Origin of the sequence: Chroococcidiopsis cubana SAG 39.79 (genome assembly GCF_003991895.1) — a bacterium.
Taxonomy (GTDB): Bacteria; Cyanobacteriota; Cyanobacteriia; order Cyanobacteriales; family Chroococcidiopsidaceae; genus Chroococcidiopsis; species Chroococcidiopsis thermalis.
Genome location: NZ_RSCK01000082.1, coordinates 1 through 16,231 on the forward strand (window position 1 = coordinate 1; position 16,231 = coordinate 16,231).

At 46.3% G+C, this 16,231-nt stretch carries 11 protein-coding genes; 7 read left to right on the top strand and 4 right to left on the bottom strand.

The window, feature by feature from the left end:
* Window positions 1-15 precede the first annotated feature (15 nt).
* Together feoB and DSM107010_RS29200 are read left to right on the top strand one after the other, a co-directional pair.
* Complete coding sequence (gene feoB, locus DSM107010_RS29195; protein ID WP_322505653.1) at window positions 16-2,385, top strand: Fe(2+) transporter permease subunit FeoB; 2,370 nt, start codon at window positions 16-18, stop codon at window positions 2,383-2,385.
* 2 nt (window positions 2,386-2,387) lie between these two features.
* A complete protein-coding gene (locus DSM107010_RS29200) occupies window positions 2,388-2,615 on the top strand; it encodes a FeoC-like transcriptional regulator (protein ID WP_015152144.1) in 228 nt (75 codons plus the stop codon).
* 77 nt (window positions 2,616-2,692) lie between these two features.
* On the opposite strand, the gene alaS is transcribed toward DSM107010_RS29200, so the two are convergent.
* Window positions 2,693-5,341: an alanine--tRNA ligase gene (gene alaS / locus DSM107010_RS29205; protein ID WP_106167013.1), complete on the bottom strand. Its 2,649-nt coding sequence runs from the start codon at window positions 5,339-5,341 to the stop codon at window positions 2,693-2,695.
* Between the two features lie 319 nt (window positions 5,342-5,660).
* Here alaS and DSM107010_RS29210 point away from each other — a divergent pair, with 319 nt between their 5' ends.
* Entirely contained in the window at window positions 5,661-5,870 is a 210-nt protein-coding gene (locus DSM107010_RS29210) for a heavy-metal-associated domain-containing protein (protein WP_015152142.1), read from the top strand.
* 167 nt (window positions 5,871-6,037) lie between these two features.
* Window positions 6,038-6,823 carry an SDR family oxidoreductase gene (locus DSM107010_RS29215; protein ID WP_015152141.1) on the top strand — a complete coding sequence of 262 codons (786 nt, stop codon included), beginning with the start codon at window positions 6,038-6,040 and terminating at the stop codon, window positions 6,821-6,823.
* Between the two features lie 468 nt (window positions 6,824-7,291).
* Here the strand turns inward: DSM107010_RS29215 and DSM107010_RS29220 are convergent, their stop codons facing one another.
* The gene (locus DSM107010_RS29220) at window positions 7,292-7,825 is read right to left on the bottom strand and encodes a hypothetical protein (protein WP_106167014.1); all 534 of its coding nucleotides are present in this window, start codon (window positions 7,823-7,825) and stop codon (window positions 7,292-7,294) included.
* Window positions 7,826-7,992: 167 nt separating this feature from the next.
* On the opposite strand from DSM107010_RS29220, the gene DSM107010_RS29225 reads away from it, so the two are divergent.
* Both DSM107010_RS29225 and DSM107010_RS29230 read left to right on the top strand, forming a co-directional pair.
* Window positions 7,993-8,592, top strand: a complete 600-nt coding sequence (locus DSM107010_RS29225; protein ID WP_106167015.1) for a filamentous hemagglutinin N-terminal domain-containing protein — start codon at window positions 7,993-7,995, stop codon at window positions 8,590-8,592.
* A 294-nt stretch (window positions 8,593-8,886) separates the two neighbouring features.
* Window positions 8,887-11,256: a beta strand repeat-containing protein gene (locus DSM107010_RS29230; protein WP_127024552.1), complete on the top strand. Its 2,370-nt coding sequence runs from the start codon at window positions 8,887-8,889 to the stop codon at window positions 11,254-11,256.
* Window positions 11,257-11,387: 131 nt separating this feature from the next.
* Here the strand turns inward: DSM107010_RS29230 and dprA are convergent, their stop codons facing one another.
* Window positions 11,388-12,500, bottom strand: a complete 1,113-nt coding sequence (gene dprA, locus DSM107010_RS29235) for a DNA-processing protein DprA (RefSeq protein WP_106167017.1) — start codon at window positions 12,498-12,500, stop codon at window positions 11,388-11,390.
* Window positions 12,501-12,698: 198 nt separating this feature from the next.
* On the opposite strand from dprA, the gene DSM107010_RS29240 reads away from it, so the two are divergent.
* A complete protein-coding gene (locus tag DSM107010_RS29240) occupies window positions 12,699-13,685 on the top strand; it encodes an ABC transporter ATP-binding protein (RefSeq protein ID WP_106167018.1) in 987 nt (328 codons plus the stop codon).
* Here DSM107010_RS29240 and DSM107010_RS29245 read toward each other — a convergent pair.
* Window positions 13,682-16,120, bottom strand: a complete 2,439-nt coding sequence (locus tag DSM107010_RS29245; RefSeq protein ID WP_106167019.1) for a DUF3769 domain-containing protein — start codon at window positions 16,118-16,120, stop codon at window positions 13,682-13,684. The genes DSM107010_RS29240 and DSM107010_RS29245 overlap by 4 nt on opposite strands.
* Between the last annotated feature and the right edge of the window lie 111 nt (window positions 16,121-16,231).

A 16,231-nucleotide genomic window follows, 5' to 3' on the forward strand; every position in this document is an offset into this window, starting at 1 on the left:
CTGAGACTATTGTGTGTGTATTTTGAGCATAGGTCTCAGTTTTCTTTTTGGCTAGTTTTTCTCATCGAACTCACGTTGTTCAATGCCTTGACTGGAGCCAATCAACGAGTGGGAAATTGGGCTGGGGTCACGGTGGAGCGCAAAGAAGGTAGTTATCGATATCAGCAATTAGAAGTTACTGTCGTAGACTTACCAGGAGTCTACTCGCTGGATGCAGAAGATGCAGCAACGGGACTCGACGAACTTGTAGCGCGAGACTATCTCCTCTGTAACGAGGCAGATTTATTCATAAACATTGTCGATGCCGCTAATTTAGAGCGCAACCTTTACCTGACAACACAAGTGCTTGAGATGGGAGTGCCGCTCGTCGTGGCGCTGAACATGATGGATTTAGCAGAGAAACGAGAAATTCGCATCAATCCTTCGCTGCTATCGGAACGCTTGGGTTGTCCAGTTATTCCTATCTGTGCCAATACTGGTAGGGGAGTGCCACAACTGCGTGACAGTATCAACAATGCCTTGGTGCAGCGATCGCTTCCCAAAACTTATGTCGCTTATCCGGCAGTCATTGAAGCGGCGTTAACTGAATTGATTCCACTGATAGAAGATAATATTCGCGATCGCCAGGTGAAACCGCGTTGGGTAGCTTTAAATTTACTGCAATATGAAGACCGAGTAGCACCAGAGGTCAGCAGTGAAGCATTGCTGCAAGCGATCGTCGAACATCGTCGGCGGATTCACCAAACGCTGGGCGATGACATCGATTTATTAATTGCTGACAGTCGCTATAACTGGATTCATCAATTGATCGGAGGAGTGACACAGCGCACGCGCCAGGTACAGCAAACGCAGTCTGACAAGATCGATCGCGTAGTGCTGAATCGCTGGTTAGGCATCCCGATTTTTCTGGTGGTAATGTACGCGATGTTCCTAATATCTATCAACGTCGGCGGTGCGTTCGTTGACTTTTTCGATCTGGCATTTGGTACTGTATTTGTCGATGGAGTCGCCCATTTCCTAGAGCAAATTCACGCACCTGGCTGGTCGATTGGGCTGCTAGCAGATGGGGTGGGTGGTGGCATCCAAACCACGGCGACGTTCATTCCTCAGATTGGGTTATTGTTTATTTGCCTGTCCTTGTTGGAAGACTCTGGCTATATGGCACGAGCAGCTTTTGTCATGGATCGACTGATGCGATTTGTAGGACTGCCTGGTAAATCGTTTGTGCCGATGATGGTGGGGTTTGGCTGCAATATTCCAGGGATTATGGCAACTCGGACGCTGGAGAATCGACGCGATCGCCTGATGACGGTTATGATGAACCCCTTTATGTCCTGCGGGGCTAGGCTACCTGTATATGCGCTGTTTACCGCTGCCTTTTTCCCTACCAACGGGCAAAACATCGTGTTTTTACTCTACATTCTGGGAATTTTGGCAGCTGTATTTACCGGAATAGTTTTGAAAAATACGATACTCAAGGGGCAAGCGGCTCCCTTTGTGATGGAACTGCCACCATATCACGTCCCAACTCTACGCGGAGTACTGTTGCGGGCATGGGATCGGCTCAAGGCTTTTATTAAACGTGCAGGGAAAGCGATCGTGGCGATGGTGGTGATTCTGGGTTTGCTCAACTCTGTTGGCGTAGACGGTTCTTTCGGCAAGCAAGATAGCCAGGACTCGATTCTCAGTGCCTTCAGCCGCACGGTTACGCCTGTATTTACCCCAATGGGGTTGCAACAAGAAAACTGGGTTGCTACAGTGGGTATTTTTACAGGTGTATTTGCTAAAGAGGTAATGGTGGGGACGCTGGACGCTCTTTATACTGACTTAGCACAGCAAGAAACAGGTCAGGAGGAGCCAGAGGCAGAATATAGTTTTTGGGGTGGGATTGGTGAAGCGTTTGCCAGCATTCCCAAAAACCTAGCAGACCTCTCGAATCAATTACTCGATCCCGTGGGTATAAGCGTTATCGATACCAGTGGCGATCGCAAAGCAGCAGCAGCAGCGCAAGAAGTACACTACAGCACTTACGGACAAATGGCACAGCGATTCGGTAGCACCACAGCGGCGATCGCCTTTCTCCTGTTCGTTCTACTTTACTTCCCTTGTGTGTCCGCTACAGCTGCGGTATATCGAGAAACTAACTTAGGATGGACGATTTTCTCTAGCTGTTGGACGACAGGAATAGCGTATTGGGTTGCCGTGTTCTACTACCAGTTGATGACTCTGCAACAACATCCGATGACAGCGATCGCTTGGCTAATCGGACTACTAGTGTTTATGGTTGCTACGTTAGTCGTGCTGAAACGCTTTAGTTCTCGTCGCCAGCAACTACGAACCGTCACTGTCGCCCAACGCGCAGTGGAACCAGCCATGAGGAGATAATAATGGTCTTACAAGAATTACAGAGCTATTTGCGCCAGCATCATCATGCATCCTTGTCTCAACTAGAACAAGATCTCCACATTGATGTCGATGTGTTGCGGGGGATGCTCGATCGCCTCGTTCGCAAGGAAAGGATACGCAAAACGGTAGGCAAAAAATGCGGTAGTTGCCACAGTTGCGCTCCAGAAACAATTGAGTTTTACGAGTGGACTGGCTCCAAGGAGAATTGATCTCAGATTGCGGCTGTATACTTTTCGGTTAAGGTAAGATCCCCCACAGAAGGATGAGCAAAAGCTCACCCTTTAACCTAGCTTAAAGCCGATCGCAGCTCTTTTTGAGCAGTTTCTAAGGCTTCTGGTAGCTTACTTGCATCTCGTCCGCCAGCTTGGGCTAAATTCGGTCTACCACCGCCGCCACCGCCGCAAATTTTAGCGATCGTACCGATAAATTTGCCAGCTTGCAAGCCTTTTTTATTCACTTCTGAACTAAAAGCTGCAACCAAACTTACCTTTCCCTCTTCAGGAACGGAACCTAAAACAACAGCACCATTGCCTAATTTTTGCAACAATCTTTCAGCAGCCGTTTTTAAAGATTCAGGATCGACAGCTTCCATTTGGGCAACGACATATTTGAATTCTCCCACCGATTCAGCTTGTGTTAGAAGCGATTCAGATTTTGCTAAAGCAAGTTGTGCTTTGAGGGTGTCGAGTTGCTTTTGAGTGGTTTTGAGTTCAGTTTGTAAAGTTGTAATCCGATCCGGTAATTCTTCCGGTTTTACCTTAAAGCGATCGCTTAAATCTTTAACAACTTTATCCCTTACATTCAGATAATCTAACACGGCAGCACCAGCCACCGCTTCAATTCTTCTTACCCCCGAAGCTACACCAGCCTCAGAAATAATCTTAAATACGCCAATCTCGGCTGTATTGCTGACGTGAGTACCTCCACACAATTCCATCGATACGCCAGGGAAATCTAATACGCGCACTTCCTCGCCATATTTTTCGCCAAACATAGCAACTGCGCCTCTAGCTTTAGCTTCTGCTAGTGGCAAAATGGAAATTTCGGCTGTATGTGCTTCCGCAATCCAAGTATTAATTGTCTCTTCAATTTGTTGTAACTCTTCTGGTGTCACCGGACGAGGACAGTTAAAATCAAATCGCAATTTTGTAAAATCTACCAAAGAACCTGCTTGCGAAATTGAATCATCAACAATCTTTTTCAAAGCAGCCTGTAGTAAATGCGTGGCGCTATGATTAGCTTGGGCGCGACGACGACAAGCACGATCGATTTGGGCTGTTACCTTATCTCCTACACGTAAAGTCCCGCGTTCAATTCTGCCAAAATGAACGAAGAAATCGGATTCTTTCTTCACGTCTTCAATGCGTACTAAAATCGCATCGCCAGAAAGATAACCGCGATCGCCTATTTGCCCGCCCGATTCAGCATAAAATGGTGTTTTGTCAAGGACAATTTGTACGTCTTGTCCTGCTTCGGCTTCCTCAACGCATTGTCCAGCCATCAGCAGCACTTTAATTTCAGCCGTAGCCACTGGTTGAGTGTATCCCACAAATTCTGTAGCGTGGATATGCTCGGCAAGTTTATCTAACGAACCTTGTACGGTGAGATCGATGGTTTCGTGTGCTTCTTTTGCCCGTTCGCGCTGTTTTTCCATTTCCACCTCAAAGCTATCTACATCAACAGTGAGGTTATATTCTTCAGCAACTTCTTGGGTTAATTCCAAAGGAAAACCGTAGGTATCGTAGAGAGTAAAAGCACTCTCGCCACTAATTTGAGTTTGCTTCTGCTGTTTCGCTGTTTGGATAATCTCATCCAGCAGTTTCTCGCCGCGTTCTAAAGTCTTGAGAAATTGAGATTCTTCCCGTTGCAACTCAGCTTTGATTTGTGCTTCTCGCACGCGCACGTTAGGATAAGCAGATTCAGATAAGGCGATCGCGGTTTCTACTACTTCAGGTGTAAAGACGTTACATGTAACGTCTCTACGATAAACCCCAATTAATCTTCCATGTCGGACGACACGCCGAATTAACCGCCGCAATACGTAACCCCGTCCTGTATTTGAAGCGCGAATTTCATCCGCAATCATATGCATTACAGAACGAATATGATCGCCAATCACTTTTAAAGAGACTTTGGTTTTCTCGTCACACTTGTTGTAATCAATCCCTGCAATTTCCGCCGCTGTTTTGATAATTGGGAAGATTAAATCGGTTTCGTAGTTATTCGGAACTTGCTGGAGGATCTGCGCCATCCGTTCCAAACCCATTCCCGTATCGATATTTTTCTTAGCCAGGGGTGTGAGATTACCTTCTGCATCGCGGTTGTATTGCATGAATACCAAGTTGTAAAACTCGATAAACCGCGTGTCATCTTCTAAATCGATATTTGCGTCACCGCGTTCTGGGTGAAAATCGTAGTATATTTCCGAGCAAGGACCGCATGGACCTGTAGGACCAGAATACCAGAAGTTATCATCTTCTCCCATGCGCTTGATTCGAGCTTCAGGAACGCCAATTTTATCCCGCCAGATAGCATAAGCTTCGTCATCTGACTCAAAGACGCTAGCAACTAAGCGTTCTGGAGGTAAGCCAAAAACTGTTGTCGATATTTCCCATCCCCAAGCGATCGCTTGTTCTTTAAAATAGTCACCAAAGCTGAAATTTCCTAGCATCTCAAAAAAAGTGTGATGCCTTGCCGTGCGTCCGACATTTTCAATATCATTGGTGCGGATACACTTTTGAGATGACGTAGCGCGTTTAAACTCAGGCGATCGCTGTCCCAGAAAAATTGGTTTAAATGGTAACATCCCCGCGATCGTCAGTAACACGGTAGGATCTTCTGGCACGAGGGATGCACTAGCGAGGATCTGATGTCCTCGCTGGGAATAGAATTCTAAAAACTTTTGCCGAATTTCGTTACCACTAAGATACTGCATGGCGCTGGGGGTGATTGGGAACGCGGTAGTTGGTAGTTGGTAGTTGGTAGTTGGTAGTTGACTTTTCTCAACTCACGACTCCCGACTCCCGACTTACGACTCCCGCTCAATATATTTTTGCATTTCAGCTCTAGTTACAGCTACCTGTCATCAGTTGTCAGTTATCAGTTATCAGTGAGGTGTAGAGACGTTACATGTAACGTCTCTACACCTCACTCCCGACAATTCACAAATCTAGCTGAAGAGTCATGAGCGATCGCGCCTTGAGTCGATAAGATTGAAGCCTGAAGACAAAAAATGACGAATTTTCACTTTTGCTATGGCACTCAAACTAAAAGTACCCGATATTAAGTGTGATGATTGTGCACAAACAATTACCGAAACTATCCATACGATGGAACCCGATGCTAAAGTCGATGTTGATGTCGATGCTAAGACGGTAACGGTAGAATCTGCGGCATCAGAAGAGACAATTAAGCAGTCAATCGTAGCTGCGGGTTTTACAGTTGAAGGATATCAAGCTGGGTAATTGGTAGTTGGTAGTTGGTAGTTGGTGAGTTAGATAAGAGAGAAGTTTTGAATTTTAACTTTCGATTTTTGACTTTGCCATTGCCAACTACCTATTACCACCTCAGCAGTATGATCGATCTCTCGACCGCGTGATAAACAGCTGTCAGAGCATAGGGAGATATATTTATGCAATTGGCAGGAAAAGTCGCATTAGTGACGGGCGCGGGTTCTGGAATTGGCAAAGCAGCCGCTAAGTTGATGGCAAAGGAAGGGGCAAAAGTTGCACTGTTGGGACGTTCTGAAGATGAATTACAGAAAACTCTAGCTGAAATTGAATCGAGTGGGGGTACGGCAATATCTGTAATTGGTGATATTTCCAAACCCGAACAGATGCAACAAGCGAATCAAAAAGCTGCTGATGAGTGGGGACGGTTAGATATTGTTTTTGCAAATGCGGGAATTAATGGTGTTTGGGCATCTTTGGAGGAATTAACGCCCGAAGAGTGGAATAAGACAATAAACATCAATCTGACAGGAACTTTTTTAACAGTTAAGTACGCCGTACCTTATTTGAAAAAACAACCAGGATCGTCCATCATTATTACTTCCTCAATTAATGGGACACGGGTGTTTAGTAATACAGGTGCAACCGCATATTCTTGTACGAAAGCGGCTCAAGTTGCTTTTACTAAAATGGTTGCTTTAGAGTTGGCAGAACACAGAGTTCGGGTAAATGTGATTTGTCCTGGGGCGATCGAGACTAGTATTGATGAGAATACCGAACGACGCAATTTAGAAGAAATTAAGGAACCTGTAGAGTTTCCCGAAGGCAAAGTTCCTTTAACAGATGGTAAGCCAGGAACATCGGAACAAGTTGCACAGCTAGTTTTATTCTTAGCTTCAGATGCTTCTAGTCACATTACAGGTACGGAAATGTGGATTGATGGCGGGGAATCGTTGCTGAAGGGATAATTGATAGCTAGAGCTTAAAATAAGTAGGGTGGGCAATGCCCACCCTACAACTCAAGCCAAATATTAGGGAAACGAGTAGAGAACGATCGCTCTTATTTAAAACAATATCGTTTGATCGTCACGCTCAATTGCCTTTTACTAAGTTTTTGTTAAGATATGCAAAACTTGTGATCTCGGCAAAATAAGTCTGACGCTCTACCCTAGAAGTATTTGGTTGTAAGCGGATTCCCCAAAATAAATAGAGGGATAAAGTGATCGATAAAGCTAATAATATTCTTTGAAACATAACTCTTTCCTCATCACCACACACGTAATTGCCATCTCGTCTGGGCAGCACAGAAAGCAATTTTCACTCTTGCCTTAGTGTGCCTAATATTTTCTACAAAACGATCGGACTCGATTCCGGTCTTTTAACTGGCACAATCAAAAGTGGTGAGTGATGAGTGATGCGTGGTGCGTGAAGAAAAATTAATTTATTTGCTCTAAAGCTTGACAAATCGCTTGTTTTTGCTCGATATCATAATTCCAGCGTTCTAAAAAGCCTTTGTAGTTGCCTTCTCCAGTTTTGGCTGACTGCATGAGCTGTTGGGCGCGATCGCGTACTTGAGGCAAATCGACGAGCTGTATGAGCTTTTTTGTGCGGCGACTGACTTGTTCCGAGCCTTTTGCCATGTCTTCTTTTTGCTGGCGACGGTGAAAGATGGCTTGTGCCGTTGACATAGCCAAATTTTTCACTAACAGCTCTGATACAATTTCTGGACTCGATCGCAGTGCCTCGACAACGGCGGCGGAAGGAGAATCTGCTGCGGATGATGCTGAGGTGAGGTAAGTTACAAAAAACCCCCTCGCACCGTTTTCTGTCTTGACTAATGCCGATATAGCAGTAGCTATGTCTGCTTCAGAGAGCGATCCTGCTTCTATTTGCGATAGCAAAGATTCAGTTAAGGCGATCGCTTGCTCAAAGGAGACTGCTGCGGGTACTTCTAGAGAAGATTGTGACATGGATAGGGGCTAGGGAAATTAGACTTTTCTTCAAAGTTTTGTAGTTTATTTTTTAATTGTAGATTATAGTAATTGAGGCATTAATTTTGACTGCTATTTATAGCGATCGAGGTTTTATCTTTTATCACTAAATAGCTACTAAAAGCAAATAGAACTATAAAAACAATATGAAATTTTATTTCAAATGCTGGAGCTGGCAGTTGGGATTGTTTGCTGAGGCGGTAGGAGGTGCGATAACTTCGTTCAGCTTCGCTAACGCTTTTGGAAGTAATACGCTAGCTCAAGTTGTACCAGATAATACATTAGGTTCGGAGAATTCTACTGTTACCAATTCGGGCAACGTAGATACAATTTCTGGTGGAGCGACGCGGGAAGGAAACTTATTTCACAGTTTCGACTCCTTTTCGGTTCAAAATGGGCGCACAGCCTTTTTTGATAATGGGGCAAATATTCAAAATATTATTACCAGAGTCACGGGTGGCTCAATTTCCAATATCGATGGAACCCTAGCAGCTGGAGGTACGGCTAATTTATTCCTGCTCAATCCCAACGGCATAGTTTTCGGTCAGAATGCCAGGTTAAGTATCGGTGGGTCATTCATTGGTACGACAGCTAGTAGTATCAATTTTGCCGATGGGACGCAGTTTAGTGCTACACCAGGTACAGGTGCGCCGCTACTCACCGTCAGCGTTCCCTTGGGTTTGCAATTTGGTACTGGTGCAGGGGCGATTATTAACCGCTCTACTATACAGGGTTTACAGGTGTAGCCTGGAAGAACTCTGGGATTAGTCGGTGGTAATGTCAGCTTAGAAGGTGGGAAATTAACCGCTAGAGGCGGACGGATTGAATTAGGTGCAGTCGCAGCTTCAGGAGTTGTAGGAATAAGTACAGACAACACTGGTTTTCGCTTCAGTTTTCCTACAGATCTAGCCCTAGAAGATATATCGCTGACCAATACAGCCTTAGTTGATGTTAGAGCTGGAGGCGGTGGTAGTATTGCTGTCAACTCCGGTAATCTAAATCTTACAGGTAGCGTCATTGTAGCCGGAATTGGAGCAGGTTTGGGTGCAACTGATGCTGTGGCAGGAAATATAGACATTAATGCTCAAGGTACTGTAGCTATTGATGGTGCTGGTAGAGTTCCAGATGGAGTTTTCAGTAATGGAATCTTTACTAGTAATGGAATCTTTAACTATATAGACGCTGGCGCAGAAGGCAAGGGAGGAAATATTGAGATTAAAGCTAAAGAGCTATTCTTGAAGGAGGCGGCAACAATTGACACTAGTACATTCGGACAGGGAGATGCGGGCAAAATCCTACTGCGAATTGATGGCGCGCTTTCTTTAGCTAGCCGCAGTAATATCTTTAGCAGTGTGGTATTTGGAGGGGAGGGCAATGGTGGCACAATTGACATCAAAGCTGAGACGCTGTCCTTGACTGGTGACTCTGAAATTCTTGCTTCTTTGGAAAGTGCTAATAGCAACATTCCTTTCGGCGGGCGCGGCAATGCTGGCAAGATAATTATTGACGTGCGCGGTGCTTTTAGTATCAGTGGTAGCAGTAGTGTTCTTAACACAGTAGACGGCACTAATCCAGGAAACACCACAGTAGGCACTAAAGCGGAGGGTCAGGGAGGAGATATTGAGATTAAAGCCGGAACCCTATCTTTATCTGATGATGCGAGGATCAATGCTAGTACTGCTGGTAAAGGAAATGCGGGAAACATCTTCTTGCAAATCAACGATGCCATATCGCTCTCTAACAGCAACATCCTCAGCAGCGTGGCATCGGGAGCAGAAGGCAATGGTGGTACGATTGACATCAAAGCAGGAACGCTATCTTTAACTGGTGGGTCCCAGATTGTGGCTGCTGTAGATGGCACTGCCGACAATGGACTTATTGGTGGACGCGGTAACAGTGGTAGGATTGTTATCGACGTGCGCGATGCCTTCAGTGCCAGTGGTAGGAACAGCAGTGACAATTTCAGTGGAGTGTATACCACTGTAGGGGCTGGTGCAGTGGGCAATGGTGGGAGTATCGATCTCAAAGCTAGAACACTATCATTAGATGATGGTGCGGGGATCAATGCCAGCACTTCTGGAGCAGGAAACGCAGGGAGCATATCTTTGCAAATCGATAACACTGCCCAGCTTAACAATAGCTTCATCTTCAGCAGAGTGGGATCGCGAGCAGAAGGCAATGGTGGTACGATTGACATCAAAGCGCGATCGCTCTCATTAATCAATAGCGCTTCACTAAGCACTAGTACTTTTGGACAGGGAGATGCTGGAGATATATCCATGCAGGTAGACGACTCAATTTCTCTGGCAGATAGCAACATTTTCAGCAATGTGGGAAATAGAGGTGTAGGTAATGGCGGTACGGTCGATATTAATGCCCAATCGCTATCCCTAACTGATGGCGCTCAAATTCAAGCCACAGTTAGTGGTCGTGGAGCCAGAGCTACGCTTCCTGGTGGACGAGGCAACGGCGGGCAAGTGAGGATCGCTCTTCGCGGTGACTTTAATGCTCGTGGCAGAGACAGCAACGGATTGCCCAGTGGAGTTTTCACTAGTGTAGGCACTGGTGCAGTAGGCAGGGCGGGGGATATTGAGATTGGCGCTAGGTCGATCTCTCTAGATGAAGGGACAATTGATGCCGCGACTGCATCAGGTGATGGTGGAGATATTCGATTGCAAGCAAGCAACAGCTTGAAATTACGCAATGGCAGCAGAATTTCCACCTCAGCAGGAAATAGAGGACAACGTGGTAATGGCGGCAACATTAAAATTGACTCTTCCCTAGTCATCGCTAATTTTAATGGCAATAACGATATTACAGCCAATGCTTTTCGCGGTAGCGGAGGTAGAATCGAGATTAACGCCCAAAGCATTTTTGGACTGATACCACGCAGCCGTCAAGAACTTCAGTCCTTATTGGGAACTGATACACCCACAGCACAAGACTTTCTCAACGCCCTGAACAACTCACTCAGTAATGATGTAGCAGCAATTTCTCTCACCGATCCTTCTTTTAGTGGCACTGTCAGCTTTAATGCCGACTACATCGATCCCAGTCGCGATCTTGTGGAATTGCCAACGGGATTGGTCGATGCTTCTACCTTAGTAGCAGCAGGGTGTCCATCTGGAGCCGAAAACCGCTTTGTCGTCACTGGCGGCGGCGGCTTACCTCCCGCGCCTGGGGATAAACTCAGCTCTGATGCTCTCCTCACCGATTGGGCTAGTTTACCAACGCCTAAAACTAGTGAGGCAGAAACAACTATTCCAGAAGCAGTCAATACTACACCTACTCCCTTAGTAGAAGCTAATACCTGGCAATTTAGCTCTAAAGGCGAGATTATCCTGACTGCCAATGCCAGCAACACCCCAAATAATTTTGGTGCAACACCAACTTCCTGTAGTGGTTCCTAGCTCAACAGTTATCAGTTATCAGAAACTCGCGATCGTTGAATAGCCAGCAGCGATCGCAGCAGATAAATAGGAGTAAATGTAGTTGGTAACTGGCAGGGGAAAAACCGATTGCTAATTTAAAGCATGTTATCTTAGCAACGTTGATACCGCATTCCTGGTAACTGAGATACTAACCCTAGCAATTCCAACTGTAACAAAGCACTAGCAACTATGCCCGTGGCATAGCCCGTTTGCTGGACGATCGCATCAAAGGACATTAACTCAGAAGCAATTGTCGTCAGCACTTGCTGAAGTTCTGGTTCTAAATTAGGTAAACTTAATTGCTCGAAAGCAGCAGGCGCTGGATCGATTTGGGGCAGACTTCCCAGCAATTCCAGCAAATGACCTTCACTTAAAATGACGGTAGCACCCTTATTGAGCAAACCCAAACAACCATGCGATCGCGGATTATCTAAACTACCGGGTAAGACGTAAACATCCCGCGCGAAATCATTCGTAAACCGTGCCGTAATCAAAGCACCCGATCGAGTAGGAGCTTCCATCACCAACACTGCACGGCACAAACCTGCAATAATCCGGTTACGACGGGGAAAATGGGCGCGATCTGGGGGAGTTTTACTGGGAAATTCGTTGACTACTAAACCTTGCTCAATAATTTGCTCGTAAAGCTTTCGATTTCGAGGTGGATAGACGATATCAACTCCCGTTCCCAAAACCGCGATCGTTCTTCCGCCTGCATCCAGACAACCTTGATGTGCTTCCGTATCAATGCCTTCTGCCAACCCAGACACGACGGTGAACCCATTACGAGCAAGTGCCATACTAATTTTTCGCGTCCAACGCTTGCCATATTCAGAAGGACTGCGCGTGCCAACAATTCCAATTAGCGCTTTACCACCTTGATTTTCTCCCTCATCCACGATACCGCGATAGTACAGCACGGGTGGCGGACTAGCAATTTCTAACAGCAGGCGGGGATACTCATGGCTGTCTGCGGGTGTCCAGAAGTGAGGGTTTTGTGCTGCGTGGCTGACGAGGAATTCTGCTGGATGTAGTTGCGATCGCGCAGCATTAACTTGTTCGAGTGTCTGCGTTCCCATCCCCTCCACCGCTTGTAAAGCCGCCGAACTCGCTTGCCAAGCTGCTGTCAGCGTCCCAAAATGCTGCTGTAAGCGCTGTAACAACACTGGACCAACGCCAGAAACCTGCGCCCATGCCAACCAAAAAGCCCTTTCTTCTGTCAATGATTTATCCTTAACGTATGCGCGCCTGTTAGATTACTCGGTTATAGCCTCTCTTTAATGAAAGTTGTTAGTTGTTGGTAGTTGGTGGTTGGTCATTCGTCATGCGTCATTTGCGATCGGTAATTTTTGACTTTTGACTTTTAACTTTTAACTTTCCCATTACCAATTACCCATTACCTATTACCAGTTCCCCTGATTATGTCTATTGTCCTAGTAGAAAATTTAAGTAAAGTCTATCCCGTAGCAGTAAAAGAGCCTGGACTAAAAGGAACTGTCAGTCATTTTTTTCGCCGTACGTACAGACAAATTGAAGCAGTTAAGCAAGTTTCGTTTCAAATTGAACCTGGAGAAGTCGTCGGCTTTTTAGGGGCAAATGGAGCAGGCAAAACGACAACGCTCAAAATGCTCACGGGTTTGATCCATCCTTCTAACGGACGAGTCAGGGTAGCCGGACACGTTCCTTTTCAACGCCAACCGGAATTTCTGCGGCAAATAACCTTAGTTATGGGGCAGAAGCAACAATTGATCTGGGATTTGCCAGCTTTAGACTCGCTAAAAATCAATGCTGCAATTTACGGACTTTCGACTCAAGCGTATCGCCGCCGTGTCGGGGAATTAACAGAAATGCTCTCCCTGCAAGGTAAGTTGAATCAACCCGTGCGCAAACTATCCTTGGGGGAACGCATGAAAGCGGAACTTCTAGCCGCCTTGCTGCATCAACCTAAAGTCTTATTTTTAGACGAACCGACTTTAGGATTGGACGTAAACGCGCAAGTTGGAGTGAGAGAATTTCTGCGGGAATACAATCAAAGGTATGGGGCAACAATTCTGTTAACCAGCCACTATATGGCAGATATTACTGCCCTTTGTCAGCGAGTTTTGGTGATTCATAAAGGACAATTAGTTTACGATGGTAGTTTAGACCAACTTGTAGATAATTTTTCTCCCTATCGCGAAGTGCAGGTAGAACTTGCCCATCCTGTATCCAAAGAGGAGTTGCTACCCTATGGTGAAATTAAAGCCGTTACGGGTCTATCGGTACGTTTTTGCATCAAACGCGAAGAAATGACACGAGCAGTCGCAAAAATGTTAGCAGAATTAGAAGTCGTCGATTTAACCGTTACCGATCCGCCAGTCGAAGAAGCGATCGGGCGAGTCTTTAGCGCAGGAAACGTGGTGTCTTAATCGCCTCTCTCCACTCCACCAATCACGGGACGAACTCCAGTAGTCGAGAAAGGATCGCCGCCACCCGTCCAGTTGAAATCGCTAATTCGCAAGCTGATAGAACCGATTTCTAGTTCGGGATTGTAGCGCAAGACAACGCCGTAGGTACGCCGACTGTATTCTAAAACGTAGTCGGTACTGAGCGTGTCGTTGTTATCTAGGTTGAATGATGTTTGAAAACCGATGCGAAAAGGACCGTAAAGTTGCTGGGTAAACCCAAAGCCTAAAACCCGAGTATCGGCAGCACGGTCAAACAAAAATGGCGAGATGCCACTGCGAAGCCCTTCGGAATAACTGACGTTAACGCGAGTGTAGTCCAAAAATGGGCGAGAGAAATGACCGATTTGCCCTTCTAGTCCCACCGTACCGATTAAGGTTGATTGGTTGTCGCCGTTACTATAGAAACTGCTAGTTCCAGTGACACCAGCAAAAGCTGCTAAGTAGGGAACGACTGGAACTGGGGTGTATTTCAGTCCTTGCTCGGCTGTTGCCGGTAAACCTTTTCCCTCCCAAAGTAAAAAACCGCGATTTAGAGCTACACTACCTTGAAAGCGACCGAGAGAAACGCGATCGTTTTCCCGCACGGTGTCTAACAATTCCAAGCGGTCTGTATTGGCGTTGATATATTGATAACCTAGTTGATAGCTTAAATTAATACCTGTATTCCCCAACGGCACGATGGGAGAATTCACAATTCCACCAATGCTACTTTGGACATCTTGATATCCTAAAGTACCGTTGTACAAGCGATCGCGGTAGCTAGCTTCCAATGAGACGGTATGGGCTAAACGTCCGCCAACTAACTGTTGAAAGCGCAAACTGCCACGCAAGTTGTCTTCTAAGTCACCAAAATCTAGACTAGTTAGGATTGCCGAACCAGTTATCGCATTTCTCAATCCCGTACTCGCCCTCAGATTTGCCCTCAAGCCAAAATACTCTGAGTCAAAGAAATTACCATTCCCCTCATCTATAGCTTTTTGCACGAAAAACTGAGGCGTAACGCTGAACTGAACTGCATCGGCATTGAAAATAGGGAAATTGCGTTCGATAAAAATTCCGCCACGGTCGTCACCATCAAAACCAATTTGAGCTAAGGCGGGGTTGGTTTCGCGCTGGTTGCGATCGATCACTGCTTGGTCGCGGGGAATTGGTAATGAAAATCTTTGGTCGAATACCAAGCGTTGCTTTTGGGTGCGAATGCGATCGCGTTGAGGTGTTTCTCGCACTAACGTTACCCGATCTGCCCTCAGCTCTAACTCCGGTGGTGAAAACGGGTCGTTTGTGATTCTGACATTTTGTGCTTGCCAGCCTTCGCGGTAGAAATTTATTGTCTCGGCTTCAAATCGCAGCCGCTTTACCGTCCCACCTTTTTGATTGAGTGGAGGAACGCCAGCTATGCCCCTTTTACTGCCGTAGTTGATATTCAATCCTCCGGCATTGGTGACTTGCTGTAATGGCTGGTTGGGAGTAAAGCGATCGCCACCTGGCAAAACGCTACTCGTAGTCACGTCAGATTCAAGCGGAGCGGCAAAATCTTGACTCGCTGAGGGAATAAAAATTTCTCCTCTACCCCCTTGAAGCGTCCCGCTATCTTGGACGATGTTGAATGTGAACCGTTCTCCCCTTAAAACTTGTTTACCTGTGGTGTAGACGACATTACCTTCACCGACAGCAATTAGATTCGGGATACTAACTTGCAAGCGATCGGCATTGAGGACTCCATCTTGCAATCTCACCTCAACCCTACCTTCTGCCGTCACGATGCGGCGATTGGCATCGTATTCTTGACGATCTGAATTGACTTCTATCACCCTGCGTTTCGTCGCTGGGACATTGGTAGGGGTTGGTTGTGGTGCTTGTTGCGGCGGCTGCGTTTGCCCAGAAGGGCTAGAAGGTGTAGGGGCGCGAAAATCTAATTCTTGAGGACGAGTTTGGTTAAGTTCTGAAGGGTTTGTTGGTGTCGTGACTTGTGCCAACAGCTTGTTAAATTTGACGATCGCCCCAGACGGGCGAAAAGCCGGAATCGGTTGCGCGGGTCTTTTAACGGCAGAAGTACGATGGCAGATAGCGGCAGCGGAGCAGATAAAATTTTCTTCTACCTTCTGTCTTTTCCTCTCTGTCTTACCAATTGGTTCTATACCTATATCTGTCTGAGCAATATCAAACTGCTCCGCACCATAACTAACGGTTACTTCAGAACCTAACATCACAGCCTTTTTTATGGCGATCGCGGCTGCGGTTCTGGTTGTCGCTGCTGGGGAGGCAGGAGATCTAGCTGTCAACAATTCAGCAACAGCAAAAGGTCGCTCTTCTCGACTGCGGGGCGGGGAAATTTGCTTTGGTGTTAGATGTTGAACGAGAGCGGGTGGTTTGGGCGGTGGCACAGATTGAGTCATATTTCAGCTAAAGATGCAAACAACCAGCCCAGAGTATAACCAACCAACGCACAGCTTTACCGCTTGTTGCTAGAAATTTAGCGCGTTGGCAAATCCAAACGCGCTGTCACA

Excerpts from the sequence above, each read along its gene's own strand:
- DSM107010_RS29240 (WP_106167018.1), top strand. The coding sequence starts at position 12,699 with ATGTCTATTGTCCTAGTAGAAAATTTAAGTAAAGTCTATCCCGTAGCA.
- DSM107010_RS29225 (WP_106167015.1), top strand. The coding sequence starts at position 7,993 with ATGAAATTTTATTTCAAATGCTGGAGCTGGCAGTTGGGATTGTTTGCT.
- DSM107010_RS29215 (WP_015152141.1), top strand. The coding sequence starts at position 6,038 with ATGCAATTGGCAGGAAAAGTCGCATTAGTGACGGGCGCGGGTTCTGGA.
- DSM107010_RS29200 (WP_015152144.1), top strand. The coding sequence starts at position 2,388 with ATGGTCTTACAAGAATTACAGAGCTATTTGCGCCAGCATCATCATGCA.
- DSM107010_RS29245 (WP_106167019.1), bottom strand. The coding sequence starts at position 16,120 with ATGACTCAATCTGTGCCACCGCCCAAACCACCCGCTCTCGTTCAACAT.
- alaS (WP_106167013.1), bottom strand. The coding sequence starts at position 5,341 with ATGCAGTATCTTAGTGGTAACGAAATTCGGCAAAAGTTTTTAGAATTC.
- DSM107010_RS29220 (WP_106167014.1), bottom strand. The coding sequence starts at position 7,825 with ATGTCACAATCTTCTCTAGAAGTACCCGCAGCAGTCTCCTTTGAGCAA.
- DSM107010_RS29210 (WP_015152142.1), top strand. The coding sequence starts at position 5,661 with ATGGCACTCAAACTAAAAGTACCCGATATTAAGTGTGATGATTGTGCA.